This window comes from Pseudomonas paeninsulae (genome assembly GCF_035621475.1).
In the GTDB taxonomy this organism is placed as follows: domain Bacteria; phylum Pseudomonadota; class Gammaproteobacteria; order Pseudomonadales; family Pseudomonadaceae; genus Aquipseudomonas; species Aquipseudomonas paeninsulae.
Window position 1 is genome coordinate 2,296,998 of the sequence record NZ_CP141799.1, and the last position, 24,369, is coordinate 2,321,366.

The following is a 24,369-nucleotide window of genomic DNA, read 5'->3' on the forward strand; positions in this document are numbered from 1 at the left end:
CTGAGCAGAGGCTGAAAATCAATTGCGGAAATTGCGCGCCGAGTAACCCACCAAGCGGTTGTCGGCTCACCTCATTTGGTGGGGTAAGAACAACTCCGCAGGGATCAGGCAGTCGCGGCCATGGCTTGTGCTTGATGTCCGGCTGCGACTTCACCAATCACCAGGATCGCCGGGCTTTTCAGCTGGAAAGCCAGAGCATCTTGCTGCATCGCCACCAGTGAGCTGCGACATTCTCGCTGGTGTGGCAGTGAGGCATTTTCGATCATCGCCACCGGCATGTCGGCGCACATGCCGCCGGTCAGTAGGCTATCGCGGATGTCCGCCAGCTTGGCCACGCCCATATACACCACCAGGGTGGTGCCACCCTGAGCCAGGGCTTGCCAGTTCAGCGTGCTGTCGTCCTGGGTGTGGGCCGTAACCAGGGTCACGCCGCGGGCAACACCGCGTAGGGTCAGGGGAATGCCACAGTTGGTGGCGCCAGCCAGGCCAGCGGTGATGCCGTTGACCATCTCCACGTCGATACCGTGCTGCTGCAACCAGTCGACCTCTTCGCTGCCGCGGCCGAAAATGCACGGATCCCCGCCCTTCAGGCGTACCACGCACTTACCCTGGCGCGCATAGCGCAGCATCAGGCGATGGATAAAGGCTTGCGGTGTCGAACGGCAGCCGCCGCGCTTGCCCACCGGGACTATGCGTGCGCTTGGGCAGTGTTCCAGCACCGCCGGATTGACCAGGTCGTCGATCATCACGATCTCCGCCTGACGCAATGCTTTCACTGCCTTGAGCGTCAACAGATCCGGGTCGCCCGGGCCTGCACCTACCAGCCAGACTTTTGCGCTCATATCAAAATCCTCGTCGTAGGGTGGGTAACCGCGAAGCGTTACCCACCGTGGTAGTTGCCTTGGCAGTAAGCACCTCGCGGATTTCCACGGGGTGGCCTTCCACGGGGTGGCCATCCACCCTAGGGTTATGCATTCAGCACTACAGGCTGGGTGGCCAATAGCCGTTTGATTTCCGGTACGCAAGAACCACAACTGGTTCCGCATTTCAGTTCCTGCTTCAGTCCGTCGAGGTCGAGGCCGCGGGCGATGCCAACGCAGACTGCGTTTTCACTGACGTTCAGGCAGTTGCACAGGGTCTTGCTGGGTTTCTTGCCCGCAGCCGCACCCGGCGGGGTGGACAGCGGCGCCAGTAGCCAGCGGCGCAGGTCGGCATCGGCCTGGCCTTCGCTCCACAGGCTCTTCAGCCAATCGCGGGCCGCGGTTTCACCGGCCAGGCGGATGGCTATGATGAGGCCGTCCTCGATGCGTACACGCTTGCCCACTGCCCGGCGAGGGTCGTCGTAGGCCAGTACCGGCCCTTCGTGCAGGCCCAGCAATTGATCGATCTGGGTCAGCAGTTCGGCCTCGGGGGCTACCGCGCTTGCCGCACGGATGACCAGGGCCGGGCGTTCGCGGCCAGTTAGGCTGAGGTTGGCGTAGGCAAAGGACTCGAACAGCGGACGCAATGCCTCGAAGCGCTTCTGTACGTCACCCTCGACCAGGGCGAACAACTGCCAGGGCAGATCGACCTTTTCCACCTGGATGCCGGCGTGCTTGAGCTCGGGCTGCTTGGACAGCGGGTCGTAGGCCGGCAGGGTCAGCACGTTGGTGCCCAAACCCTTGAGAAAGCGGTTGCCCCAGTGCATGGGCAGATAGGCCTGGCCGGAGCGAACCGCCTCGTCGGCCTGTACCGGCACGATCAGGCTGCCGCGGCGGCTGCGCACCTTGACCAGGTCGCCGGCTTGCAGGCGCAGGCGGCGCAGTTCGTCCGGGTGCAAGCTCAGCGCTGCCTCCTCGACATGGCCAAATAGACGGGCAGCCGTGCCGGTGCGGCTCATGCCGTGCCACTGATCGCGCAGGCGGCCGGTATTGAGGGTCAGCGGGAAACGCGCGTCGCGTTGTTCCTTGGGTGCCCGGTAGGGGTCGGCATGAAAGCGCGCACGGCCATTCTCCGTAGGGAACCGGCCGTCGCCGTACAGGCGCATTGTTCCCTGGGTTGCACCGGCCGGGAACGGCCATTGCTGGGGACCTTGGTTGTCCAGGATGGCGTAGCTTAGGCCGCTGAGGTCGAGGTCGCGATGCTGGGTCAGGTATTTGTATTCCTCGAATAGCGCTTCGCTGCAATCGAGGGCAAACAGGCTGGGCAGGCCGGGGCGGAGCAGCTTTTCCAAACGGCGGGCGAAATCCATGGTGATCGCCCAATCCGGCCGCGCCTCTACGGGGGCTGGCACGGCGCGGCGCACATGGCTGACGCGGCGCTCGGAGTTGGTCACCGTGCCTTCCTTCTCGCCCCAACTGGCGGCGGGCAGCAGCAGGTCGGCGTAGTGGCAGGTCTCGGTGGTGAAGAAGGCTTCTTGCACAACGACAAAAGGACAGGCGGCGAGGGCTTCATGCACCTTGTTTTGATCCGGCATGGACTGCGCCGGATTGGTGCAGGCGATCCACAAGGCTTTGACCTTGCCGACTCGTACCGCCTCGAACAGCTCGATGGCGGTCAGGCCGGTGCTTTCTGGTAGGGCGTCGCTGCCCCAGTAGTCAGCGACCTCGGCGCGGTGCTTGGCGTTGGCGGCATCGCGATGGCCGGGTAGCAGGTTGGACAGGCTGCCGGTTTCGCGACCGCCCATGGCATTCGGTTGGCCGGTAAGGGAGAAGGGGCCCGCGCCGGGCTTGCCGATCTGGCCGGTGGCCAGGTGCAGGTTGATCAGGGCGCTGTTCTTCGCGCTGCCGCTGCTCGACTGGTTAAGGCCCATGCACCAGAGCGAGAGGAAGCTCGGCGCGCTGCCGATCATGCGTGCGCACTGTTGCAGGTCTTCTTGGCTGATGCCGCACAGCTCGCTGACCATCTGCGGGCTGTAGTCGCGCACCAGGGTTTTCAATGCGTCGAAACCCTGGGTGTGGGCATCGATAAAGGCGCGGTCGATCCAGCCTTCCCACATAAGAATATGCAGGATGCCGTGGAACAGGGCGACGTCGCTGCCCGGCTGGATCGCCAGGTGCAGGTCGGCCAGTTCGCAGGTGTCGGTGCGCCGCGGGTCGATGACGATCACGCGCATGTCCGGGCGCTTGGCCTTGGCTTCTTCCAGGCGGCGGAACAGGACCGGATGGGCGTAGGCCATGTTGCTGCCGGCGATCAGCACGCAGTCGCTCTGCTCGATGTCTTGGTAGTTGCACGGCGGCGAATCGGCGCCGAGGCTGCGTTTGTAGCCGACCACCGCGGAAGACATGCACAGGCGTGAGTTGCTGTCGATATTGTTGGTGCCGACCAACGCGCGGGCCAATTTGTTGAAGGCGTAGTAGTCCTCGGTCAGCAGTTGCCCGGAGATGTAAAAGGCGACACTGTCCGGGCCATGTTCGCGGATGGTCTCGGCGAAGACGTTGGCAGCGTGATCCAGGGCGCTGTCCCAGTCCGTGCGCGAGCGCGCCAGGCCCTTGCCCAGGCGCAGTTCGGGATAGAGACCGCGGGCATCGAGGTCTCCGGTCAGGTGCAGGGTTGAACCCTTGCTGCACAGCTTGCCGAAATTGGCCGGGTGCTCGGGATCGCCTTGGACACCGAGAATCTTCTCGTCATCGTGTTCGATCAGCACGCCACAACCCACGCCGCAATAGCAGCAGGTGGAGGCGGTGATCTGATGGGGATGGGTCATGGCGTCATCTCTCTGCGGTAATCTTCAAAGGCGGGCCGAGCGGGCCAGACCTACCAATGACCTATCAGGCACATTCGGTGGCGGTATTCAGGGTCAGCAGCACCCGGCCGTTCTCGACTTTGGCTGCATGCCGGTGCGCGCAGCCGACATCCGGTGCTACCGCTTCGCCGGAGTCGAGTTCGATCTGCCAGTTATGCAGCGGGCAGGCCACGCGCTTGCCGTAGACCAGGCCCTGGGACAGGGGTCCGCCCTTGTGCGGGCAGCGGTCATCGAGGGCGAACACTTCATCGTTGGACGTGCGGAAAATGGCGATATTGCCCTTGGGTCCATCGACTATGCGCGAGCCCAGCGGGTTGATTTCTTCCAGGGCGCAGATATCCAGCCAGCTCATGCTTGCACCTCCAGATCGCGCAGGGCGATGCGCTCGAATTCTTTCTTCAGTTGCGGTTTGGCCAGCTGTTCTTTCCAAGGATCCTGCTCGAAGGACAGCGAGAACAGCAGGCGGTCGTGCAGCGCCTTGCGCTTTTCGGCATCTTCCAGCACGCCCTTCTTGATGTGCTCCATGCCGACGCGCTGCATGTAGTGCACGGTGCGCTCGAGGTAGAAGGCTTCTTCGCGGTAGAGCTGGAGGAACGCCAGGCTGTATTGCATGACTTCTTCGGCCGTTTTGAGCTTGACGAAGAACTCGCCGGCTTCGGTCTTGATCCCGCCGTTACCACCGATATACAGCTCCCAACCGGAGTCGACGCCGATGATGCCAACGTCCTTGATGCCGGATTCGGCGCAGTTGCGCGGGCAACCGGAAACCGCCAGCTTGACCTTGTGCGGCGACCACATGTTGAACAGCGCGTGTTCCAGATCGATGCCCATCTGCGTCGAGTTCTGCGTGCCGAAGCGGCAGAATTCACTGCCAACACAGGTCTTCACGGTGCGGATGGATTTGCCGTAGGCGTGACCGGATGGCATGTCGAGATCCTTCCACACACCTGGCAGGTCATCTTTCTTGATCCCCAGCAGGTCGATACGCTGACCGCCGGTGACCTTGAGCATGGGCACGTTGTACTTGTCGGCGACATCGGCGATGCGCCGCAATTCGGCTGAATTGGTCACGCCACCCCACATGCGTGGCACCACCGAATAGGTGCCGTCTTTCTGGATATTGGCGTGGGCCCGCTCATTGATGAAGCGCGACTGCGGATCGTCCTTGGCCTCACCCGGCCAGGTGGAGATCAGGTAGTAGTTCAGCGCTGGGCGGCAGGTGGCGCAGCCGTTCGGCGTGCTCCAGTTGAGGAAGGCCATGGTGGCTGGGATGCTAGTCAGGTGCTCTTGGCGGATGGCCTTGCGGATCTGCCCGTGGTTGAGATCGCTGCAACCGCAGATGGCTTTCTCGCTCTTCGGTTTGACGTCAGCCGCGCCGCCCACGGTATTGATCAGGATCTGCTCGACCAGGCCGGCACAGGAGCCGCAGGAGCTGGCGGCTTTGGTGTGCTTCTTCACGTCGTCGACGCTGAACAGGCCGTTTTCCTGGATGGCTTTGACGATGGTGCCTTTGCACACGCCGTTGCAGCCGCACACTTCCATGTCGTCCGGCATGTTGGCGGCGCTGCTCTGACCCTGGTGGCCGGCGTCGCCAATGGCGTTTTCACCGAACATCAGGTGATCGCGGATCTCGCTGACGTTGTGGTTCTCGCGGATCTGACGGAAGTACCAGCCACCGTCGGCGGTGTCGCCATACAGGCAGGCGCCGACCAGCACGTCGTCCTTGATCACCAGCTTCTTGTACACGCCGCCGATCGGGTCGGACAGGGTGATGGTCTCGGTGCCTTCGGCGCCCATGAACTCGCCGGCGGAGAACAGGTCGATGCCGGTGACTTTCAGTTTGGTCGAAGTCACCGAGCCCTGGTAGCGCGAGAAGCCGAGCTGAGCCAGGTGGTTGGCGCAGACCTTGGCTTGCTCGAACAGCGGTGCCACCAGGCCATAGGCGATACCGCGGTGGCTGGCGCATTCGCCGATCGCATAGACGCGCGGATCATAGGTCTGCAGGGTGTCGTTGACCAGAATGCCGCGGTTGCAGGCGATCCCGGATTGTTCCGCCAGGGCGCTGTTGGGGCGGATACCGGCGGCCATTACCACCAGGTCGGCGGGGATGACCTCACCGTCCTTGAATTTGACCGCACAGACCCGGCCCTCACCGTTGTCCAACAGCTCGGCGGTGTGTTTGGGCAGGAGGAACTTCAGGCCACGGTCTTCCAGGGATTTTTGCAGCAGGCGGCCGGCGGTGACGTCGAGCTGGCGTTCCAGCAGCCAGTCGCCGATATGCACCACGGTGACGACCATGCCGCGCAACTTGAGGCCGTTAGCCGCTTCCAGGCCGAGCAGGCCGCCGCCGATGACCACTGCATGCTTATGGGTCTTGGCGGTGTCCATCATCATCTGGGTGTCGGCGATATCGCGGTAGCCGATCACGCCCTGCAGGTCCTTGCCCGGTATCGGCAAGATGAACGGGTTGGAGCCGGTGGCAATTAGCAGGCGGTCGTATTCGGCCTCGCTGCCGTCATCGGCGACTACCACACGGGCCTTGCGGTCGATCTTCACCGCTTTGCGCCCGAGCAGAAGTTTGATGCCGTTGTCCGCGTACCAGCTGAGGTCGTTGAGCACGATCTCTTCGAAGGTCTGCTCGCCGGCCAATACCGGGGAAAGCAGGATGCGGTTGTAGTTCGGGTGCGGTTCGGCGCCGAACACCGTGATGTCGTAGAGGTCAGGGACGAGCTTGATCAGCTCTTCGAGGGTACGCACTCCGGCCATGCCATTACCGATCATTACCAGCTTGAGTTTTTTCATGGTTCCTCACCGTCACGCATAACCGGAAAACAAAAAAGGCGTCCCGCTAGTCACCTAGCGAGGACGCCTTTGTCCAAGTCCCGTTCTCTCGGGAAGTGCGTCCTTCACCGTTGAAGGACGCACTTTATTTAAATTTGCAAATATCAATGCAGGGCGTGTGCCAACTTGGCAAGGGCCTGAATATTAGCGAGTCGGAGCAGTTTTTTGCTGCCGTATTGGCGTTTAATCGCACCTGTATAAGGCGTGTTGCGCCGTTCTGGTGCGTTTGCAGGGTTACTTCAGCAGCAGTACCAGCAGGGTCAGATTCGCGAGTAAGGACACCAGGGCCACGGTGCACCAGACTTTCACCGGTTCGCGTTCGAGCAATGGACGCGGCCTGCTGCTCAGTGACTGGCGCTCACCCTGTTCCAGAGCCAGTAGCCACTCCTCGGCGGTCTCGTAACGTTGCTTCGGCTCCGCGCTGACCGCGCGACTGAGGCTCTCGTCGATCCAGCTCGGCAAGTCGGGGCGATAGCGGCTGGCCGGCGTTGCGCTGCCGAAGCGGGGGTGCTGGAAAGCCTCGATCTCGCCATAGGGATAGTGGCCGGTAAGCAGGTGGTAGAGGGTCACGCCTGCTGCATAGAGATCTTGTTGGGCGCTGGGTGCGACGCCGGTAAAGGCCTCCGGAGCAATGTAGCTGGGGGTGCCAGGCAGGTCATTGGGCTCATCGCGAGACAGGCCAGGGCAGTAAGCCAGACCGAAATCCAGCACGCGCAGTTCGCCGTCGTCACCCCACAACAGGTTTTCCGGCTTGATGTCGCGGTGCAGAATATTGCGCCGATGCAGCATGCCCAGGGCCCTTACCAGGCGCGGGGCGAGATCCAGCCAGTCGGGCAGGCCGAGAGGGCCGGACAGGCGCAGCTGTTCGGCCAGGGTCTGCCCGGCGTATTCGCGCTGCAGGTAGTACAGGTGCTGGCGTTGCGGCAGAGGATGGACTTCGGCGAAGTAGCGTCCGGCCACTCGGCGCAAGAACCATTCCTCGAGCAGCAGGGCAGGGCCTGCTTGCGGGTCGTCGACGCGACTGGCGGGCAGGGTCTTCAACAGCCAGCGGCGCGCCTGGCCATCGCGTACGCGGTAGATCAGCGACTGGCGCGACTCGGCCAGCAAGCGCTCGACCTGCCAGCCTTCGAAGTCCTGGCCTGCGCGCAGTTTCGGCGGCAAGGGCCAATGCTCGAGTTGGGCTAGGGTATCGGCCAAGGCGTTTTCCGGCAGGCCCTCGACCCTCACCAGCAAGGCGCTGGCATTGTCCTGACTACCGGCCAGGTGAGCGGCACTGACCAGCGCGCGGGTCGCGGCGGCAGGGTCTCGCTCATCGTGCAGGATGCGCTGGATACCCGGGTCGCCGAGTGTCGCCCAGACGCCATCACTGACCATCAGGAAGCTCTCGCCCTCGCGCAACTCACCGTCCAGGTAGTCGACTACCAGATGTTGGTCCAGGCCCATGGCACGTTTGAGCACATGCTGCATGCCCTGTTGTTCCCAGACGTGGTCTTCAGTGATGCGCTGGAGTTGGCCTGCGTGCCAGCGATAGGCTCGGCAGTCGCCGACATGCGCCAGGGTGAAGCGCCGGCCGCGCAGCACCAGGGCGGTGAGGGTGGTCAGCAACGGCTGGCCACCACCATTGGCTTGTAACCAGCGATTGTGCGCAACCAGTAGACGATCCAGCGATTGCGCCACTGCCCAGGTTTCCGGGGTGGCGTAGTAGTCCAGCGCCAGCGCTTGCAGGGTCGCCCGAGCGGCCAGGCCGCCGTCGGCGCATTGGCTGACACCGTCGGCCAGGGCGAACAGGTAACCCTTGCTCGCCGCCAGGGCCGGAGCTGGGGTCACCACGCGAATGGCGTCCTGGTTTTCTGGGCGCGGACCGGTAGCGCTGGCTTCGCCGAAGATGAGTTGCAGGGCCATGGCGGCGTTCCTGGCGAGGAAGGGTTGAGGCAAAGGCGGGGCCGGGGCATGGCTGCAGGGTTGGCCGTTGCCGGCTTCACCCTTCGTTCCTGACCAGTGCGATTCAACTCTGCCGGTCAGCCCCGCCTTTGCCTCAATCCTCCGTTGATTCGTTCATCCGTAGGGCGGGTTGCACCCGCCCTACGTTAGCAGCCTACACTCTTGCCGCAGTGACGGCGGCCGAGCCCCAGGTGGTGCGCCAACGGCGTTTGACGCTATATAGGCCGAACCAGGCCAATACACCGAGGCTGGCAAAAAACCACAGGGCCAACTGATAGTCGCCGGTCTGTTGCTTGATCGCCCCCAGGCCTGCGGCTAGGAGGAAACCGCCGATGCCGCCGGCCATACCGATCAAGCCGGTCATGACGCCAATCTCCCGCCGAAAGCGCTGTGGCACCAGCTGGAACACCGCACCATTACCTGCGCCCAGGCCGAGCATTGCAGTGACAAACAGGGCCAGCGCCGCGGTTGAACTCGACAGGTTAAAGCCAACGGCGGCGATGCTCAGCGAGGCCAGGGTGTACATCATCAGCAGCGAACGGATGCCACCGATGCGGTCGGCCAGAGCGCCACCAAGCGGGCGCATCAGGCTGCCGGCGCAGACGCAGGCGGCCGTATAGTAGCCGGCGGTGACTGGATTGAGGCCGTACTGATCGCTGAAATAACCAGGCAGAGCACTGGCCAGGCCAATGAAACCGCCGAAGGTGACACTGTAGAAGAACATGAACCACCAGCTATCGCGGTCGCCCAACGCGTGCAGGTAGTCGGCCGCGGCCTTCGGCTTGGGCCGCTCAGGCGAGTTCTTCGCCATCAGGGCAAAGATCACCAAGGTGATCAGCAACGGAATCAGCGCCCAGCCGAACACGTTCTGCCAGCCGAACAAGGCCGCCAGGCCCGGGGCGAACAGCGCCGCCAGTACGGTGCCGGAGTTGCCCGCGCCGGCGATGCCCATGGCTTTGCCCTGGTGCTCAGGTGGATACCACTGCGAGGCCAGCGGCAGGGCGACGGCAAAGGCGGCACCGGCAAAGCCGAGGAACAGGCCGAACAACAAGGCTTGCTCGTAGCTTTCAATACCGATCTGCCAGGCGCAGAACAAGGCCGTGATGACCGCCACCTGACCGAGCAACCCGGCAGTCTTGGGCGATAGGCGGTCGGCCAGAAAGCCCATGAGCAGGCGCAGCACGGCGCCTGCCAGGATTGGTGTGGCGACCATCAGGCCGCGTTGTTGCGCAGTCAGATCGAGGTCGGTAGCAATTTGCACGGCCAGGGGGCCGAGGAGGTACCAGACCATGAAGCTCAAGTCGAAATAGAGGAAGGCGGCGAACAGCGTCGGTGTATGGCCGGCTTTCCAGAAACTGTTATTCATCGAATACCTCGTCAGCAGAAAGGGTCCCGGTCTGTTGCGGTGCGTCGTGGTCGTGGACACGGCGACGCAACGGGCCGGGGAGGCTATGCACTTGTGGTGCAAGGCCCTGCGGCCGAGGCCACAGCTGGGTTGAGAGAGTGACAAGCGGAACCTCTGGATCGCAGAGGAGCCACCATTCCCAAGCGTTGGGGCAGAAACTAAAAAACGCCGCGTCACCGTTCGCGCTTGGGCGAGGGTGAGGCGACGTCTTTGTCGTTTATGAGGACAGCCGCCATTGGCTGCCTATGGCTATGCCTAAGCAAGAGCTGAGCCAACACAGAAACTCAACGGTTGCGGGGGATATGCAGGTAGCACGCGGCCCTTTCTGTGATGCAAAAAGGAGCGTGATGCTTGTTTGTGCGCCGAGATGGGGCGAGGTCATGCGCTGAGGTCGGCGGGGCCGCGGCCGGTGCTCTGAACACGTCAGCACGGATCCATTGGTCAGAAAGTCCGTTCGCGGCAGTGATGGTCGGAATCCGTGATCTGGGCTCTATGCAGAGTGTTTGCGGGGGTTTTTATTATTGGCCTTGACTTTCGTTTATTTGTTGTTTGTATCGCGGCGCCTATACTTGAAGTTGATCGAACAAGACAAGTAGGGCCATGTCGTCTACCTCTGCAGGGCTCAGTCTGTGATTGTCGGGTGATCGCGATTTTGCAGTGGCGGCGGCCGTTACGCTAGATGGGAGGTGCGTCATGAATCGGCACTATTACACCAGTGACAATCTCGACGATCTTGAAGCCGTCGAGCAGGAGTTGGAGGCCAAGGGCATCAGCACCGAGCAGATTCATGTGCTCAGTGAAAAGGATGCCGATGTTGAGCAACATCACCTGCACGATGTGCCCTCCTTTATGAAGCAGGATGTTGTTCACTCCGGGGAGATCGGTGCAGCCGTCGGTGTGGTCCTTGCCATACTGGTGCTCGGTGGCGCCTATCTGTTGGGGTGGACCGCAACCGCTGCGGGCTGGGTGCCCTTTATCTTCCTGGCGATCGTGCTGCTGGGTTTCTGTACCTGGGAAGGTGGCTTTTTCGGTATCCAGGTGCCCAATACCCAATTCCGTCGCTTCAGGGAAAATCTACAAGAAGGCAAACACGTCTTTTTCGTCGATGTCGAGCCGGAGCAGGAAGCCGTGCTGGAGCAGGTGGTCAACCATCATCCTGCGCTGCAGGTCGCCGGCATAGGTTCGGCAGCCCCGCACTGGATCGTGGCCTGGCAGCACAGATGGCATCAGTTCAAACGAACGATCTAGCTAGCCGTGATTACAGCAACCGCGGGTCATCAAGGTGACTGCGCGGTTATGTCTTGGCCAAAGAAAAGCACTCGACTGAGAAAGATATAGTCCGCCTCGCTGGCCATGAGCCCCACCAACACCAGCAGGCACAGGGGCGGCACGAGAATGGCGTAGACCATGGCCAGGCGCTCCCAGGCCATGTGCATGAAAATGGCGACGATCAAGCCGGCCTTCAGCAGCATGAAGGTGATGATCAGCGCCCACCTGAGATACCCGCTGAAGTGGAAGTAGTCGACCAAGTAGGAGAAGGTGCTGAGGACGAATAGCAGCCCCCAGATCTTCAGGTACAGGCTGATCGGATGTTGTTGTCCAGTGTGCGTCATGGCCAGTGCTCCTCTGCAGTGCTACCACAGATAGAAGAAAGCGAAGATAAACACCCACACCAGATCGACGAAGTGCCAGTACAGCCCGGCTATCTCGACGTTCTGATAGTTGCCGGAGCGCTCGTAGTCCCCGCGTAACACCTTCCACGCGATGATGCACAGGTAGAGCACGCCGATCGACACGTGCAGGCCGTGGAACCCGGTGATCATGAAAAAGCTCGCGCCAAATTGCGCCGCGCCCATGGGGTTGCCCCAGGGACGTACGCCTTCGGCTATCAGCTTGCTCCATTCGAACGCCTGCATGCTGACGAAGGCCGCGCCGCAGAAGGCGGTGGCCAGAATCAGGGCGGCGGTCTTGCCGCGGTTGCGGCGGTAGGCGTAGTTGACTGCCATGGCCATGGTGCCGCTGCTGCTGATCAGCACGAAGGTCATGATGGCGATCAGGATCAGCGGAATGTGATTGCCGGCGATGGTCAGGGCGAAGACTTCGCTGGTATTTGGCCAGGGCTCTGTGGTGGTCATGCGCACCGCCATATAGCCGGTCAGGAAGCAGGTGAAGATAAAGGTGTCGCTGAGCAGGAAGATCCACATCATCGCCTTCCCCCAAGGCACCTGCTTGAACGCATCCTTATCCGACGACCAGTCGCCGGCGATGCCCTGCCAGCCCGCGGCAGATGCATCGGGTGCAAGCGCTGGGCGATCTTCGGGTGTTGCTGAGTGCGCTGCCATGGCTTCACCTCAGGCCGCAGAATGCGGCAATGGCCTCATAGGTTTGCGGTGTGCTGGTCAGCAGGGCGAAGAGCAGCAGCCACAGCCCCAGCAGGTAATGCCAGTAGATGGCGCAGAGTTCGACGCTGCTGGCGAGCCGCGCCAGGGGCACGTGCCGCAGGCATTTACCCAGGGTTCTGCCCCATGCCACCAGGCCGCCCAGCAGGTGCAGGCCGTGCAGGCCAGTGAGCAGGTAGAAGAAGCTGTTGGCCGGGTTGCTGGCGACGAAATAGCCCCAGGCGGCGAACCGCTGCCAGACCCAGAGTTGCCCGAGCAGAAAGGTGATCGCCAACACGCCGCCCAGGGCGAAGCCGACCAACGTCGCCTGCGCGTTACCCCGGCGAGCGGCTACGCGGGCCCACTGCAGGGCGATGCTGGCGCCTGCCAGCGCGGCGGTATTCAGCCAGAGTGCGCCGCTGTCGGCCAGGGGCGCCAACGGCTCGGTCAGCGGCTGCCAGTCAGCCACCTGCGAGCGAATGATGAAGGCGATCAGGAAGAGCAGGAACAACGAACTGACCACTGCGAGCAACAGGCGCAGGCCGACTCTTGCGGTGCGTGCACTATCCATCGCGGCAGGGCTGGGCATCCCAGCGTCTGGGTTCCAGCCGCCACTGGGCTCGATGCTATCGGTGTTCCTCAGCAGCTGCCGGTTCATGGTCGTTCATCCGTTGGGGTGGTCTCGGCGCCGCGCTGGCGCATCCGTTGCAATTGCTCGGCGGACACCGTCTGCGGGACAAAGTCCTGCTCGATCCCAGGCACGCTGTAGTCATAGGCCCAGCGGTGCACGACCGGCAGCTTGGCGCCCCAGTTGCCGTGTACTGGCGGGGTTTGCGGGGTTTGCCATTCCAGGCTGGTGGCCTGCCAGGGATTGCCGCCAGCGGGCTTGCCGTTGAACAGGCTCCAGAACAGGTTGAACAGCAACAGCAGCTGGGCAACGCCGACGATCAGGGCGGCCACGGTGATGAAGGCATTCAGGTCCTGCGCCGACTGCGGAATGAACGCGTAGTCCTCATAGGCGTAATAGCGCCGCGGCATGCCGAGGAAACCCAGGTAGTGCATGGGGAAGTAGATGGCGTAGGTGCCGAGGAAGGTGATCCAGAAGTGCAGTTTGCCCAGGCGGTCATTCAGCATCCGCCCGGTTATTTTCGGGTACCAGTGGTAGATGGCGCCGAACACCACCAGGATCGGCGCAACGCCCATGACCATGTGGAAGTGGGCGACGACGAAATAGGTGTCCGACAGCGGGATGTCGACGATCACGTTGCCGAGGAACAACCCGGTCAGGCCACCGACCAGGAAGGTCACGATAAAGGCCAGGGCGAACAGCATGGGCACGGTCAGGTGGATGTCGCCCTGCCACAGGGTCAGCACCCAGTTGTAGACCTTCAGCGCGGTCGGCACCGCGATGATCAGGGTGGTGGTGGCGAAGAAAAAGCCGAAGTAGGGGTTCATGCCGCTGACATACATGTGGTGCGCCCAGACCACGAAGCTGAGCACACCAATCGCGACTATGGCCCAGACCATCATGCGGTAGCCGAAGATATTCTTGCGCGCATGGGTGCTGATCAGGTCGGAGACCAGGCCGAAGGCGGGCAGGGCGACGATGTAGACCTCCGGATGGCCGAAGAACCAGAACAGGTGCTGGAACAGAATCGGACTGCCGCCCTGGTGCTCCAGCGTCTGGCCCAGCGAGATGATCGCCGGCATGAAGAAACTGGTGCCCAGCAGTTTGTCGAACAGCATCATCACCGCGCTGACTAACAACGCCGGGAAGGCCAGCAAGGCCAGGATCGAGGCCATGAAGATGCCCCAGACCGTGAGCGGCATACGCATCAGGGTCATGCCATGGGTGCGCGCCTGCAGCACCGTGGTCACGTAGTTCAAACCGCCCATGGTGGCGGCAACGATGAAAATCGCCAGGGACACCAACATCAATACGATGCCCCATTCGGTGCCCGGGGTGCCCTGGGTGATTGACTGCGGTGGGTAGAGCGTCCAGCCCGCGCCAGTGGGGCCGCCGGGGGCGAAGAAACTGGCGAGCAGGACCACTACCGAGAGCAGGTAGAACCAGTAGCTGAGCATGTTGACGTAGGGGAAGACCATGTCCCGGGCCCCGACCATCAGCGGGATCAGGTAGTTGCCGAAGCCGCCGAGGAACAGGGCGGTGAGCAGGTAGATGACCATGATCATGCCGTGCATGGTCATCGCCTGGTAATAGGCGCTGGCGTCCATGAATTCGATGCTGCCGGGGAAGCCCAGCTGCATGCGCATCAGGCCGGACAACACCAGGGCGATCAGGCCGACGAAGATAGCCGTCAAGGAATATTGAATGGCTATGACCTTGTGGTCCTGACTCCAGATATAACGGGTCAGAAAGCTCTTGGGTTCATGTAGCTCTTCTGTTTCCACCTGTTCCGCATAGGCCATCACGTCATCCTCCGGGTGAGGGTTGAGTGGATGTTGGCGGTTGGCCGGCTGTCGGACTTGACCATCCACCGTCGCGAGGGAAAGTCCGACAGCCGGCTAGGGCACTGCTTCCGCTGTGCCGTCAGTTTTTCCGGCGATGGACTTGATGAACGCGATCAAGGCGTCCAGCTCGTCATCCGTCAGGTCGATAGTCGGCATGACCGGGGCAAAGCCCTTGGCGATCACCGCAGCGGGATCGCGAATGGATGCCTGCAGATAGGCCTCGTCGACCACCACCGACGTGCCGTCGACCAGGCTCTGCGTCTTGCCGTACAGACCCTGCCAGGTCGGCCCGACGCCCAGCTTGCCATCGACGCTGTGGCAGACCAGGCAACCGTGGGTCTCGGCCAGGCGTTGGCCCTGCAGCGCCAGGTCGACGTCGGCCGCCGGGGGTTCATCTGGCGGCGCGCCACTCAATGATTTGATCAGGGCGAGCAGCGCATCCAATTCATCTTGGTTGAAAGTGTAGGCCACCATGACCGGCGGGTAGCCCTGGACCAGTTTGGCTTTGGGGGCGGAGATCGACTCGATCAGGTAAGCCTCATCGACATGCACGCTGCTGCCGTCGGCCAGCAACTCGGTGCGCCCGTACAGACCCTTCCAGCCGGGGCCGAGACTGGCGCTGCCATCCAGGCTATGGCAGGCCAGGCAGCCATGGTTTTGCACCAACTGGCGGCCTGTCTCCAGCAGCGTTTCCCGGCTGGGTTTGGCGGCGGTACGCAGGGTCTGGGCAAAGGTCGGCTGGCTGCTCAGCCACAGGTCGAAGGCCGCGGGTTCCTCGATGATCATATGGCCGCGCATATTGTAATGGGCCAGGCCGCAGTACTCGGCGCACAGCACTTCATAGGTGCCGAGTTTGGTCGGGGTGAACCAGAAGTGGGAGACCATGCCGGGGACCATGTCCATCTTGCTGCGGATCTGTGGAACATAGAAATTGTGCAACACGTCCTTGGAACGCAGCAGTACTTTCACCGGTTGATCGAGTGGCAGGCGCACCTCATTGTTGCGGATCAGCACATCGTCCTGGCCGAGAGGATCATTGGGGTCGAGGCCGAAAGGGTTGGCGCTGTTGATCCATTTGATCCCCGACTTGCCCAGCTTGCCGTCCTGGCCCGGGAAGCGATAAGACCACTGCCACTGCTGGGCGACCACTTCCAGTTCGTGAGCGTCTTGCGGAACCCGGACGAAGTCGTGGTAAACCACCAGGCCTGGCGCCAGCAGGCCGATGATGCCGACGCTGGTAACGCCGATTAGCCACCATTCCAGCTTCTTGTTTTCGGGCTGATAGGCCGCTCTGCGCCCTTCTTTATGGCGGTAGCGAACGATCGCAAGCGCCATGAACAGGGTGACGGCGATGAAGAATATGCCGGTGATGAGCAGGGTGATAAACAGTGCGGCGTCTATCGAACCCCAGTTGGAGGCTGCCGCCGTTGCCTGCCAAGGGCTCAGTACATGGAACAGTACCGATGCCACAACGATTAGCACCAAGACAATTGCAAATACCATGTGTTTTGCATCCTGTTCCTGTCGCGCACTGGCTACACAAACATCCTGGCAAACAGCAAGGTCGAATAAATTCGGCCAGCAATTCTTCCCGCGTCGCGCCTGGCCCTGTTAGCAGGCCGGCGGGAAGTGCTGGGGGAAGTATAGGGGAGGAAAAGTCGCGCTGCCCAAGTCGGTAGCAGGTGTGCCTGGCGAGGGTCGTCGGTCGGGTGGATTGGCCCTCTGCCGGCGCAGCACCTATAAGTTAAGGCGTAATTCCGACTCGGCAGTGCGATCGACTGTGTCGCGGAGGGCCAAGACGATGTCCGCCAATCCCTTGCTCGAGATGATCGGCAACACCCCGGTCTTGCCGCTCACCCACCTCGACACGGGCCCGTGTCAGCTGTTCGTCAAGCTGGAAAACCAGAACCCCGGCGGCTCGATCAAGGACCGCATCGCCCTGAGCATGATCGAGGCCGCGGAACTCAGCGGCCAGTTGCAGCTGGGCGGCACCATTATCGAAGCCACCGCCGGTAACACCGGCCTGGGTCTGGCCTTGGTTGCCGCGCAGAAGGGCTACCACATGCTGCTGGTGGTGCCGGACAAGATGAGTCGCGAGAAAATCTTCCACCTCAAGGCGCTCGGCGCCGAGGTGCGCCTGACCCGCTCCGATGTCGCCAAGGGCCATCCCGAGTACTACCAGGATCTGGCGCGCAGCATCGCCGCGCACATGCCGGGCGCCTTCTACATCGACCAGTTCAACAACCCGGCCAACGCCTGGGCGCATGAGAGCGGCACCGGCCCGGAAATCTGGCGGCAGATGGAACAGCGCGTCGATGCGGTGGTGGTCGGCGTGGGTTCGGGCGGTACCTTGGGCGGCTTGACCCATTTCTTTCAAAAGGTGGCGCCGCAGGTCGAGATGGTCCTGGCCGATCCCGAGGGCTCGGTGCTGGCCGACTTCGTCGAGTCCGGCCACTTCGGCGAGGCCGGCAGCTGGCTGGTGGAGGGCATCGGCGAGGACTTCGTCCCGGCCATCGCCGACTTCGCCCTGGTCAAGCGCGCCTACCGCATCAGCGACGCCGAGAGCCTGCACACCGCGCGCCTACTGCTGCAGCAGGAAGGCGTGCTGGCCGGCTCCTCCTCCGGCACCCTGCTGGCCGCGGCCTTACGCTACTGCCGCGAGCAGACCACGGCCAAGCGGGTGCTGACCTTCGTCTGCGACAGCGGCAACAAGTACCTGTCGAAGATGTTCAACGACTACTGGATGCTCGACCAGGGCCTGATCGAGCGGCCCAAACAGGGCAACCTGCGCGACCTGATCGTCCGCCGTTACGAGGAAGGCAGCACCGTCACCTGCAAGCCCGACGAAACCCTGGCGGCGGTCTACGCGCGCATGCGCTTCCACGACATCGACCAGGTACCGGTGATGGACTGCGACCGCGTGGTCGGCCTGATTGACGAGTGGGACCTGCTGCGGGCGGTGAAGGACGCGCCGACGCATTTCCAGCTGCCGGTGCGCGAGGCGATGGTCAGCAAGCTGCAGACCCTCGACCCGGACGTGTCGCTGGAGCGCCTGCTGCAGACCTTCGACGAGGGCCATGTGGCGCTGATCGTCGAGCAGGGCCGTTTTCTCGGTTTGATCACCAAGAGCGATGTACTCAACCTCTGGCGCCGCACCCTGCGTTAGGACTCGCCGTTATCAAACGCTGTGGACGCCATCCTGTAGAAGCCAGCTTGCTGGCGATTCTCGGCGATTGTGAATGGATCGCCAGCAAGCTGGCTCCTACACACGGATCGTAGGATGGGTTGAGCGCAGCGATACCCATGGGACTTGACCCGAACCTTTCGCCGCCACCCGTCAGGAACAGATTCAGGAGTGACCATGAGCGAATTCGAAACCCTCACCGTGCACGCCGGTTACGAGCCGGACTGGACCGGCGCGGTGATGCCGCCGATCTACGCCACCTCGACCTTCCGCCAGCAGTCGCCGGGGGTGCACGCCGGCTACGAATACGGGCGCAGCCAGAACCCCACGCGCCAGGCGCTGGAACGGGCGATTGCCGAGCTGGAGGGTGGCGCCCACGGCTATGCCTTTGCATCCGGACTGGCGGCCTGCGCCACGGTGCTGGAACTGCTCCCGGCGAACAGTCACATAGTCGCGGTGGACGACCTTTATGGCGGCACTTATCGCCTGTTTGAGCGGGTGCGCAAGCCCAGTGCCGGCCTGCAGGTCAGCTACGTACCGGCGGACGCCGACGCCGCCACCCTGGCCGCCGCGCTCAGGCCAGAAACGCAGATGATCTGGGTCGAGACGCCGACCAACCCCACCCTGAAACTCTGCGACTTGGCCCAGGTCGGCAAGTTGGGTCGCGCCCGCGGCATCCTCACGGTGGCCGACAACACCTTCGCCTCGCCCTATCTGCAACGGCCGCTCGAATACGGTTTCGATATAGTCGTGCACTCGGCGACCAAGTACCTCAACGGCCATTCCGATGTAATCGCCGGGTTGGTGGCTATCGCAGATCGCGCGGAACTGGCCGAGCAACTGGCCTTCCTGCAGAACTCGGTGGGCAGCATCCTCGATCCGTTTTCCAGCTTCCTCTGCCTGCGCGGCATGCGCACCCTGGCGCTGCGCCTGCAACGCCACGTCGCCAACGCCACTGAGCTGGCCGTCTGGCTGGAGCAGCAGCCACAGGTGACGTCGGTGCTCTACCCTGGCCTGAGCAGCCATCCCCAGCACGAACTGGCGGTGCGGCAGATGCGTGGCAGCGGCGGCCTGATCAGCCTGTACCTGGCCGGCGATGGTGAAGGCACCCGGCGTTTTCTCGAAGCCACCCGGCTGTTCACCCTGGCGGAAAGCCTGGGCGGGGTGGAAAGCCTGATCAGCCAACCGGCGAAAATGACCCACGCCTCGATTCCCGCAGAGCGCCGCGCGCAGCTTGGCATCAGCGATAACCTGGTGCGCCTGTCGGTGGGTATTGAACATGTCGAGGACCTGCGCCGCGATCTGCAACAAGCTTTGAGCGCGATCGCGGGTTAAGCAAAGCCGGTTAGCCCGTATTACCGCATCCACTGTGCCGCCCGGCGGTTACTCGAGCCAATTGACGGCGGGAAACAGCACGCTGAACGACTCGGGCATCGCCACTACCTGGCCTGCTCTGTAGTCGAAGAATACAAAGCCGGACTTGGCCATCGCCACCAGGCCGCCATCTGCCGGGCGGGTGATACGGAAGGTGATATCGCCGCCGTATTTGTTGAAATCCATCACGCCGACCTCGAACAGCAATTGATCGCGCGCGTGAGCTTCCGTGCGGTAGGTGGTGGCGAGGTCAGTGACGATTATGCCGGTGCCATCTGCGTGGGTTTCGTGAATACCGAATTCGAACAAGAAACGCGCCCGTGCCTCTGAAATCATCGAGATCATCGAGTCGTTGCCCAGGTGGTTGGCCGCATTGATGTCGGTCACGCGGACGGTCAGGTGGGTGCTGTAGCAGAATTGGTTTTCCGGGAACTCGAGTTGAAGGCGGGCCATGGGCAGGTCTCGTGCAGGCGGGATAGGGCGGCGCGATTGTACGTGGGCTTGTGCCGATTTTGCATGATTTGCCCGGTGAATGACGCGCCGCCGGCAGTCAGGCCGCCCGTGGCCGCAGATCAGCGATGCAGGCTATTCAAGTGGTAGAAGGTTACCCGGCCGCCCTCATTGGCCGGACCATAGTTGTCCTGAATGTAGGCACCAGCCTTGAAGTACAACTGTTGCACGCTCCAGTAGCCGCTCAGTTGCTGATACAGCGAGCCATGGTCACCATCGCTGCTCTGTACGCTGACGCCGAGCTTGCCGCTCGGCGTGATGCGCAGATCGTAGCTGAAACGCTCGTTGAGCTGGATGTTCTCGGCCAGCAGGATGTTCTGTACCTCGGAATCACCGGGGCGGTTGCGCAGCAACAATTCGAGACGGCCAACGCCGCGCAGGTAGTGGTATTGCAGCTTGAGCAGTGGGTCATTGTCGCTGCCGGGTTCGTCCGTGCTGTGGATCTGGCCGATGACGACCTTGTTCTTACTCGGCACCTGATTGACCGACACAACTGCACTGAGGTAGCTGTCGGAACTGGCGTGGTACCAGTTGCTCAGGATGCCGTCGGCCTGGGTTTCACGCAGCTCGCTGCGCGGGTAGCGGGCGTCAGCGGTATGCGAGCCATCAACCGGTACCCAGAACGTGACGCTGCCGTCGTCGTTGTGGCGAAAATATTGGCTGTCATAACCGTTGTTCAAGCGCCCGGTTTCGATGGTAGTGGGGGATGGGTCGGTGGGAATCGAGAGATTCCAGGTGGTGAGATCAAGCACGACTGATCCTTAATGGTCTTGAAAAACTACGAATGGTCTCGGTTCGGTAGCCGCAAGCACAGTAAGTTCAATTGGATCGGGAATTGCTCAACCAGACTGTCGGGGATTGATCGGGCCTGTGAGGCTGGCTTAGCAGGATTTATCGACAGTTAGTGGCGGCGTCGTTTGGCCTGGATACAGGCAAGAACGCTGCAACCCGCACCCTGGTGCGTGGGTTGCAGCGGGGTCACAGGGGCACCGCTCAAGCAGCCGGGCGCTGTTGCTTCTGGTAGAGGAATTCGAGCACCGCGGCGCGGTATTCGTGATAGCGCGGGTCATGGGCCAAGGCAATGCGGTCGCGCGGACGCGGCAGTGCTACGTGGAGGATCTCGCCGACACTGGCCGCCGGGCCGTTGCTCATCATGACGATACGGTCGGACAGCAGCACGGCCTCGTCGACATCGTGGGTGATCATGATCACCGTATTGCCGAGGTCCGCGTGGATCTCCATCAGCGAGTCCTGCAGATGGGCGCGGGTCAGGGCATCCAGGGCGCCGAAGGGTTCATCCATCAATAGCACCTTGGGCTGCATGGCCAGTGCGCGGGCGATGCCGATGCGCTGCTTCATGCCGCCGGAAATCTCACTGGGGCGTTTGTCGCGCGCGTGGTTCATGTGCACCAGTTCGAGGTTGTGCTCAATCCATTCACGCATGTCACTGCGCGACTTCTTGCCCTGGAACACCTGGCGCACGGCCAGTTCGATGTTCTGGTAGCAGCTCAGCCAGGGCAGCAGGCTGTGGTTCTGGAACACCACCGCACGCTCCGGGCCTGGCGAGTTGACCTCGCGGCTGTCGAGGATCACCCCGCCGGTGCTGGCCTGGTAGAGGCCGGCGACGATATTCAGCACGGTCGATTTGCCGCAGCCGGAATGGCCGATCAAGGACACGAACTCGCCCTTGTCGATTTTCAGATTGACGTTCTGCAGGGCGCAGTACAGGCCCTTGTCGGTGGGGAAGCTGATGCCGACGCCGGTCAGTTCAAGGTGTGGATGGTTCATGGTGAGCTCCTGAAAGTGGCGATTAGCGCAGGTCGGCGTTCTTGTCCCAGCTCACGTAGCGCTGGAGCATGAGCATGAGACGGTCGAGGGCGAAGCCGAGCAGGCCGATGACCACCACCGCGACCATGATTCGGCCCAGCGAGTTGGAGCTGCCGTTTTGGAACTCGTCCCAGATGAATTTGCCCAGACCTGGGTTCTGCGCCAGCATTTCAGCGGCGATCAGCACCATCCAACCGGTGGCCAGGGACAAGCGCAGGCCGGTGAAGATCATCGGGATCGCGGCCGGCAGGACGATGCGGCGGACATGGCTGAGGGGTGACAGGCTGAGCACACGGCTGACGTTTTGCAGGTCCTTGTCCAGATTGGCCACCCCCACGGTGGTGTTGATCACGGTCGGCCACAGGCAGCACAGCGCCACGGTCACCGCCGAAGTGACGAAGGATTTGGCAAACAGTGGGTCGCTGCTGGTGTAGACGGCGCTGACCACCATGGTCACCAGCGGTAGCCAGGCCAGCGGTGACACCGGTTTGAAGATCTGGATCAGCGGGTTGATCGCGTTGTAGATCGGCTTGCTCAGGCCGCAGACAATTCCCAGCGGGATGGCGATCAGCGAGGCGATGAGAAAACCGGTCATCACCGTGTACAGGCTGGTGAAGATCTGTTTGAAGAACGTCGGCTTGCCGGTGTAAGGGCGAATGCTGACATTCGCGTCAGGGTCCTTGGCCAGCTTCTCGGCGTTGCGTACGTCCTGACGCTCGAAGAAGGCATCGGCGCGCCTCTGTTCGCGCAGGTGTTCATCGATCAGCGTGCCGAACTGGCTGGCCACCTGGGTTGGCCCAGGGAATTTACCCAGGCTGGTATCAATGCTGCCGGCAACCATCTGCCAGAACAGCAGAAAGGCGAGGATGCCGAACATGGGCATCAGTACGCTGGGTAACCAGCGTTTGATCGCCAGTCTGCGCGCGGATTTCAGGGTGTCTTGAATGGGCTGGGCGACGGCGGGGTTGCTCATCGTCTTGTCCTCGGAGCAGAGGGGGGCCGGCGTGTCCGGCCCCCAGGGCAATTGCTGCGTTACAGAACTGAGTCGGGTTTCAGACCAATCTTGAACTGGTTGATGTACTCGTTCGGTTTGCGCCCGTCGTAGGTCAGGCCATCGATGAATTCGCTGGTGGGGGGCCGGAAACCTTCTTCGCCGGCCGCGGGGAAGTCTGCGGCCTTGGCTTTGCCTTCCGCGATCAGCTCATTGGCGGCACTGCGGTAGACCGCCGGCAGGTAGACCTGTTTGGCGATATCGAAGTACCAACTATCCGGTTTGGCCTCGCCAACCTGGCCCCAGCGACGCATCTGAGTCAGGTACCAGATGGCGTCGGAGTAGTAGGGGTAGGTCGCGTTATAGCGAAAGAACACGTTGAAGTCCGGGACCTCGCGCTTGTCACCCTTCTCGTACTCGAAGGTGCCGGTCATCGAGTTGGCGATCACCTCGGCATCGGCGCCGACGTACTCAGGACGCGAGAGGATCTCCACGGCTTCCTGACGGTTGGCGTTGTTGTTTTCATCCAGCCACATGCCGGCGCGGATCAGCGCCTTGACCAGCCGCTTGTGGGTTTCCGGGTTGGCATCGGCCCAGGCTTTCGACACGCCGAGCACCTTCTCCGGGTTGTTCTTCCAGATTTCGTAGTCGGTGATCACCGGCACGCCGATGCCCTTGAATACGGCCGCCTGGTTCCAGGGTTCGCCCACGCTGTAGCCGTTGATAGTGCCGGCTTCGAGGGTGGCCGGCATTTGCGGCGGCGGGGTCACCGAGAGCAGAGCGTCGGCGTTGAGCGTGCCGGTGATATCGCCCTTGGCCGGTGCGTAATAGCCTGGGTTGATACCACCGGCGGCCAGCCAGTAGCGCAACTCATAGTTGTGGGTGGACACCGGGAACACCATGCCCAGGTTGAAGGGCTTGCCCTTGGCCTTGTACTGCTCGATCACCGGCAGCAGCGCGTCGGCCTTGATCGGATGTACCGGTTTGCCGTCTGCCATCGGCACATGCTTCTTCATTTCCTCCCAGACGGCGTTGGACATAGTGATGCCATTGCCATTGAGGTCCATGGAGAAGGCGGTGACGATGTCGGCCTTGGTGCCGAAGCCGATGGTGGCGCCCAGGGGTTGGCCGGCGAGCATGTGCGCGCCGTCCAGTTCGCCGGTGATCACCCGGTCCAGCAGGACTTTCCAGTTGGCCTGGGCTTCCAGGGTGACGTAGAGCCCCTCGTCCTCGAAGAAGCCTTTTTCGTAAGCAATGGCCAGTGGTGCCATGTCAGTCAGCTTGATGAAACCAAGCTTGAGTTCGTCCTTCTCCGGGTTGGCGGCGTGGGCGATCTGCATGCTCAGTGGCGTGAGCAGCATGACGGCGACGCAGCCCAGGCCAGTCAGGGTCTTTTTCATCAAGGAGCGGCGAGCGGTGGCCTTACGCATGGTGATTCCTCAGTTCTCGGAAACGAAAAAAAGACGTCAACGGACAACTCAGCCAGCTAGGGCAGGGTGCCTTTGACGTCTTTGTCTATTCGTCTCGATCACCGCCGTTGGCGATCCGAAGACGGGTGTTAGGTCTTGGGGAGATATCTGCAAAGGGCTTGCCAGGTTTGCTGCGGCGATGGGCAAGGCGGCTTGCCTGGCGCGGTTTCGGCACCTCGACTGGTTCTAGAATAGTTATGTATAAGCTATATATATCAGCTAGATAGGATTGTTAATTAATGCTTAATATATG

At 62.1% G+C, this 24,369-nt stretch carries 19 protein-coding genes; 3 read left to right on the plus strand and 16 right to left on the minus strand.

Annotated elements, in window-relative coordinates; genetic code table 11:
* Positions 1-104 precede the first annotated feature (104 nt).
* The 6 genes from cobA to VCJ09_RS10715 form a co-directional block, all read right to left on the minus strand.
* On the minus strand, positions 105-842 hold the full coding sequence (gene cobA, locus VCJ09_RS10690; protein WP_324734289.1) for a uroporphyrinogen-III C-methyltransferase: 738 nt from the start codon (positions 840-842) through the stop codon (positions 105-107).
* Between the two features lie 125 nt (positions 843-967).
* Entirely contained in the window at positions 968-3,685 is a 2,718-nt protein-coding gene (locus VCJ09_RS10695) for a nitrate reductase (RefSeq protein ID WP_324734290.1), read from the minus strand.
* 64 nt (positions 3,686-3,749) lie between these two features.
* Entirely contained in the window at positions 3,750-4,076 is a 327-nt protein-coding gene (gene nirD, locus VCJ09_RS10700; RefSeq protein ID WP_324734291.1) for a nitrite reductase small subunit NirD, read from the minus strand.
* Positions 4,073-6,526 (minus strand): nitrite reductase large subunit NirB, encoded by a 2,454-nt coding sequence (gene nirB, locus VCJ09_RS10705; protein WP_324734292.1) that lies wholly within the window; start codon positions 6,524-6,526, stop codon positions 4,073-4,075. The genes nirD and nirB overlap by 4 nt, the downstream gene beginning before the upstream one ends.
* A 273-nt stretch (positions 6,527-6,799) precedes the next feature.
* Positions 6,800-8,467, minus strand: a complete 1,668-nt coding sequence (locus VCJ09_RS10710; protein ID WP_324734293.1) for a bifunctional protein-serine/threonine kinase/phosphatase — start codon at positions 8,465-8,467, stop codon at positions 6,800-6,802.
* 193 nt (positions 8,468-8,660) lie between these two features.
* Positions 8,661-9,872 carry a nitrate/nitrite transporter gene (locus VCJ09_RS10715; RefSeq protein ID WP_324734294.1) on the minus strand — a complete coding sequence of 404 codons (1,212 nt, stop codon included), beginning with the start codon at positions 9,870-9,872 and terminating at the stop codon, positions 8,661-8,663.
* A 732-nt stretch (positions 9,873-10,604) separates the two neighbouring features.
* On the opposite strand from VCJ09_RS10715, the gene VCJ09_RS10720 reads away from it, so the two are divergent.
* Positions 10,605-11,159, plus strand: coding sequence for a magnesium transporter (locus tag VCJ09_RS10720; protein WP_324734295.1), 555 nt, complete (start codon positions 10,605-10,607; stop codon positions 11,157-11,159).
* A gap of 29 nt (positions 11,160-11,188) precedes the next feature.
* Here the strand turns inward: VCJ09_RS10720 and VCJ09_RS10725 are convergent, their stop codons facing one another.
* From VCJ09_RS10725 to VCJ09_RS10745, 5 genes are all read right to left on the minus strand, one after another.
* Positions 11,189-11,524, minus strand: coding sequence for a cytochrome C oxidase subunit IV family protein (locus VCJ09_RS10725; RefSeq protein WP_324734296.1), 336 nt, complete (start codon positions 11,522-11,524; stop codon positions 11,189-11,191).
* A gap of 21 nt (positions 11,525-11,545) precedes the next feature.
* A complete protein-coding gene (locus tag VCJ09_RS10730) occupies positions 11,546-12,253 on the minus strand; it encodes a heme-copper oxidase subunit III family protein (RefSeq protein ID WP_324734297.1) in 708 nt (235 codons plus the stop codon).
* 4 nt (positions 12,254-12,257) lie between these two features.
* Positions 12,258-12,947 carry a cytochrome c oxidase subunit 3 gene (locus VCJ09_RS10735; RefSeq protein ID WP_324734298.1) on the minus strand — a complete coding sequence of 230 codons (690 nt, stop codon included), beginning with the start codon at positions 12,945-12,947 and terminating at the stop codon, positions 12,258-12,260.
* Complete coding sequence (ctaD, locus tag VCJ09_RS10740; protein WP_324734299.1) at positions 12,944-14,719, minus strand: cytochrome c oxidase subunit I; 1,776 nt, start codon at positions 14,717-14,719, stop codon at positions 12,944-12,946. The genes VCJ09_RS10735 and ctaD overlap by 4 nt, the downstream gene beginning before the upstream one ends.
* Positions 14,720-14,815: 96 nt before the next feature.
* Positions 14,816-16,264 carry a c-type cytochrome gene (locus tag VCJ09_RS10745; RefSeq protein ID WP_324734300.1) on the minus strand — a complete coding sequence of 483 codons (1,449 nt, stop codon included), beginning with the start codon at positions 16,262-16,264 and terminating at the stop codon, positions 14,816-14,818.
* 298 nt (positions 16,265-16,562) lie between these two features.
* On the opposite strand from VCJ09_RS10745, the gene VCJ09_RS10750 reads away from it, so the two are divergent.
* Complete coding sequence (locus VCJ09_RS10750) at positions 16,563-17,927, plus strand: pyridoxal-phosphate dependent enzyme (RefSeq protein ID WP_324734301.1); 1,365 nt, start codon at positions 16,563-16,565, stop codon at positions 17,925-17,927.
* 195 nt (positions 17,928-18,122) lie between these two features.
* On the plus strand, positions 18,123-19,280 hold the full coding sequence (locus tag VCJ09_RS10755; RefSeq protein WP_324734302.1) for a trans-sulfuration enzyme family protein: 1,158 nt from the start codon (positions 18,123-18,125) through the stop codon (positions 19,278-19,280).
* Between the two features lie 48 nt (positions 19,281-19,328).
* Here VCJ09_RS10755 and VCJ09_RS10760 read toward each other — a convergent pair whose 3' ends face one another.
* From VCJ09_RS10760 to VCJ09_RS10780, 5 genes are all read right to left on the minus strand, one after another.
* Positions 19,329-19,772: a thioesterase family protein gene (locus tag VCJ09_RS10760; protein ID WP_324734303.1), complete on the minus strand. Its 444-nt coding sequence runs from the start codon at positions 19,770-19,772 to the stop codon at positions 19,329-19,331.
* A 119-nt stretch (positions 19,773-19,891) separates the two neighbouring features.
* Positions 19,892-20,581, minus strand: coding sequence for a polysaccharide lyase family 7 protein (locus VCJ09_RS10765; RefSeq protein ID WP_079201811.1), 690 nt, complete (start codon positions 20,579-20,581; stop codon positions 19,892-19,894).
* 241 nt (positions 20,582-20,822) lie between these two features.
* Entirely contained in the window at positions 20,823-21,617 is a 795-nt protein-coding gene (locus VCJ09_RS10770) for an ABC transporter ATP-binding protein (protein WP_324734304.1), read from the minus strand.
* A gap of 22 nt (positions 21,618-21,639) precedes the next feature.
* A complete protein-coding gene (locus tag VCJ09_RS10775; protein WP_324734305.1) occupies positions 21,640-22,629 on the minus strand; it encodes an ABC transporter permease in 990 nt (329 codons plus the stop codon).
* 59 nt (positions 22,630-22,688) lie between these two features.
* Complete coding sequence (locus tag VCJ09_RS10780; RefSeq protein WP_324734306.1) at positions 22,689-24,077, minus strand: CmpA/NrtA family ABC transporter substrate-binding protein; 1,389 nt, start codon at positions 24,075-24,077, stop codon at positions 22,689-22,691.
* Positions 24,078-24,369 lie beyond the last annotated feature (292 nt).

Coding starts and splice junctions, on each gene's coding strand:
- VCJ09_RS10720 (WP_324734295.1), top strand. CDS start 10,605: ATGAATCGGCACTATTACACCAGTGACAATCTCGACGATCTTGAAGCC.
- VCJ09_RS10695 (WP_324734290.1), bottom strand. CDS start 3,685: ATGACCCATCCCCATCAGATCACCGCCTCCACCTGCTGCTATTGCGGC.
- VCJ09_RS10735 (WP_324734298.1), bottom strand. CDS start 12,947: ATGAACCGGCAGCTGCTGAGGAACACCGATAGCATCGAGCCCAGTGGC.
- VCJ09_RS10775 (WP_324734305.1), bottom strand. CDS start 22,629: ATGAGCAACCCCGCCGTCGCCCAGCCCATTCAAGACACCCTGAAATCC.
- VCJ09_RS10770 (WP_324734304.1), bottom strand. CDS start 21,617: ATGAACCATCCACACCTTGAACTGACCGGCGTCGGCATCAGCTTCCCC.
- VCJ09_RS10745 (WP_324734300.1), bottom strand. CDS start 16,264: ATGGTATTTGCAATTGTCTTGGTGCTAATCGTTGTGGCATCGGTACTG.
- VCJ09_RS10725 (WP_324734296.1), bottom strand. CDS start 11,524: ATGACGCACACTGGACAACAACATCCGATCAGCCTGTACCTGAAGATC.
- VCJ09_RS10730 (WP_324734297.1), bottom strand. CDS start 12,253: ATGGCAGCGCACTCAGCAACACCCGAAGATCGCCCAGCGCTTGCACCC.
- VCJ09_RS10710 (WP_324734293.1), bottom strand. CDS start 8,467: ATGGCCCTGCAACTCATCTTCGGCGAAGCCAGCGCTACCGGTCCGCGC.
- VCJ09_RS10780 (WP_324734306.1), bottom strand. CDS start 24,077: ATGCGTAAGGCCACCGCTCGCCGCTCCTTGATGAAAAAGACCCTGACT.
- VCJ09_RS10760 (WP_324734303.1), bottom strand. CDS start 19,772: ATGGCCCGCCTTCAACTCGAGTTCCCGGAAAACCAATTCTGCTACAGC.
- nirD (WP_324734291.1), bottom strand. CDS start 4,076: ATGAGCTGGCTGGATATCTGCGCCCTGGAAGAAATCAACCCGCTGGGC.
- ctaD (WP_324734299.1), bottom strand. CDS start 14,719: ATGGCCTATGCGGAACAGGTGGAAACAGAAGAGCTACATGAACCCAAG.
- VCJ09_RS10715 (WP_324734294.1), bottom strand. CDS start 9,872: ATGAATAACAGTTTCTGGAAAGCCGGCCATACACCGACGCTGTTCGCC.
- nirB (WP_324734292.1), bottom strand. CDS start 6,526: ATGAAAAAACTCAAGCTGGTAATGATCGGTAATGGCATGGCCGGAGTG.
- VCJ09_RS10755 (WP_324734302.1), top strand. CDS start 18,123: ATGAGCGAATTCGAAACCCTCACCGTGCACGCCGGTTACGAGCCGGAC.
- cobA (WP_324734289.1), bottom strand. CDS start 842: ATGAGCGCAAAAGTCTGGCTGGTAGGTGCAGGCCCGGGCGACCCGGAT.
- VCJ09_RS10750 (WP_324734301.1), top strand. CDS start 16,563: ATGTCCGCCAATCCCTTGCTCGAGATGATCGGCAACACCCCGGTCTTG.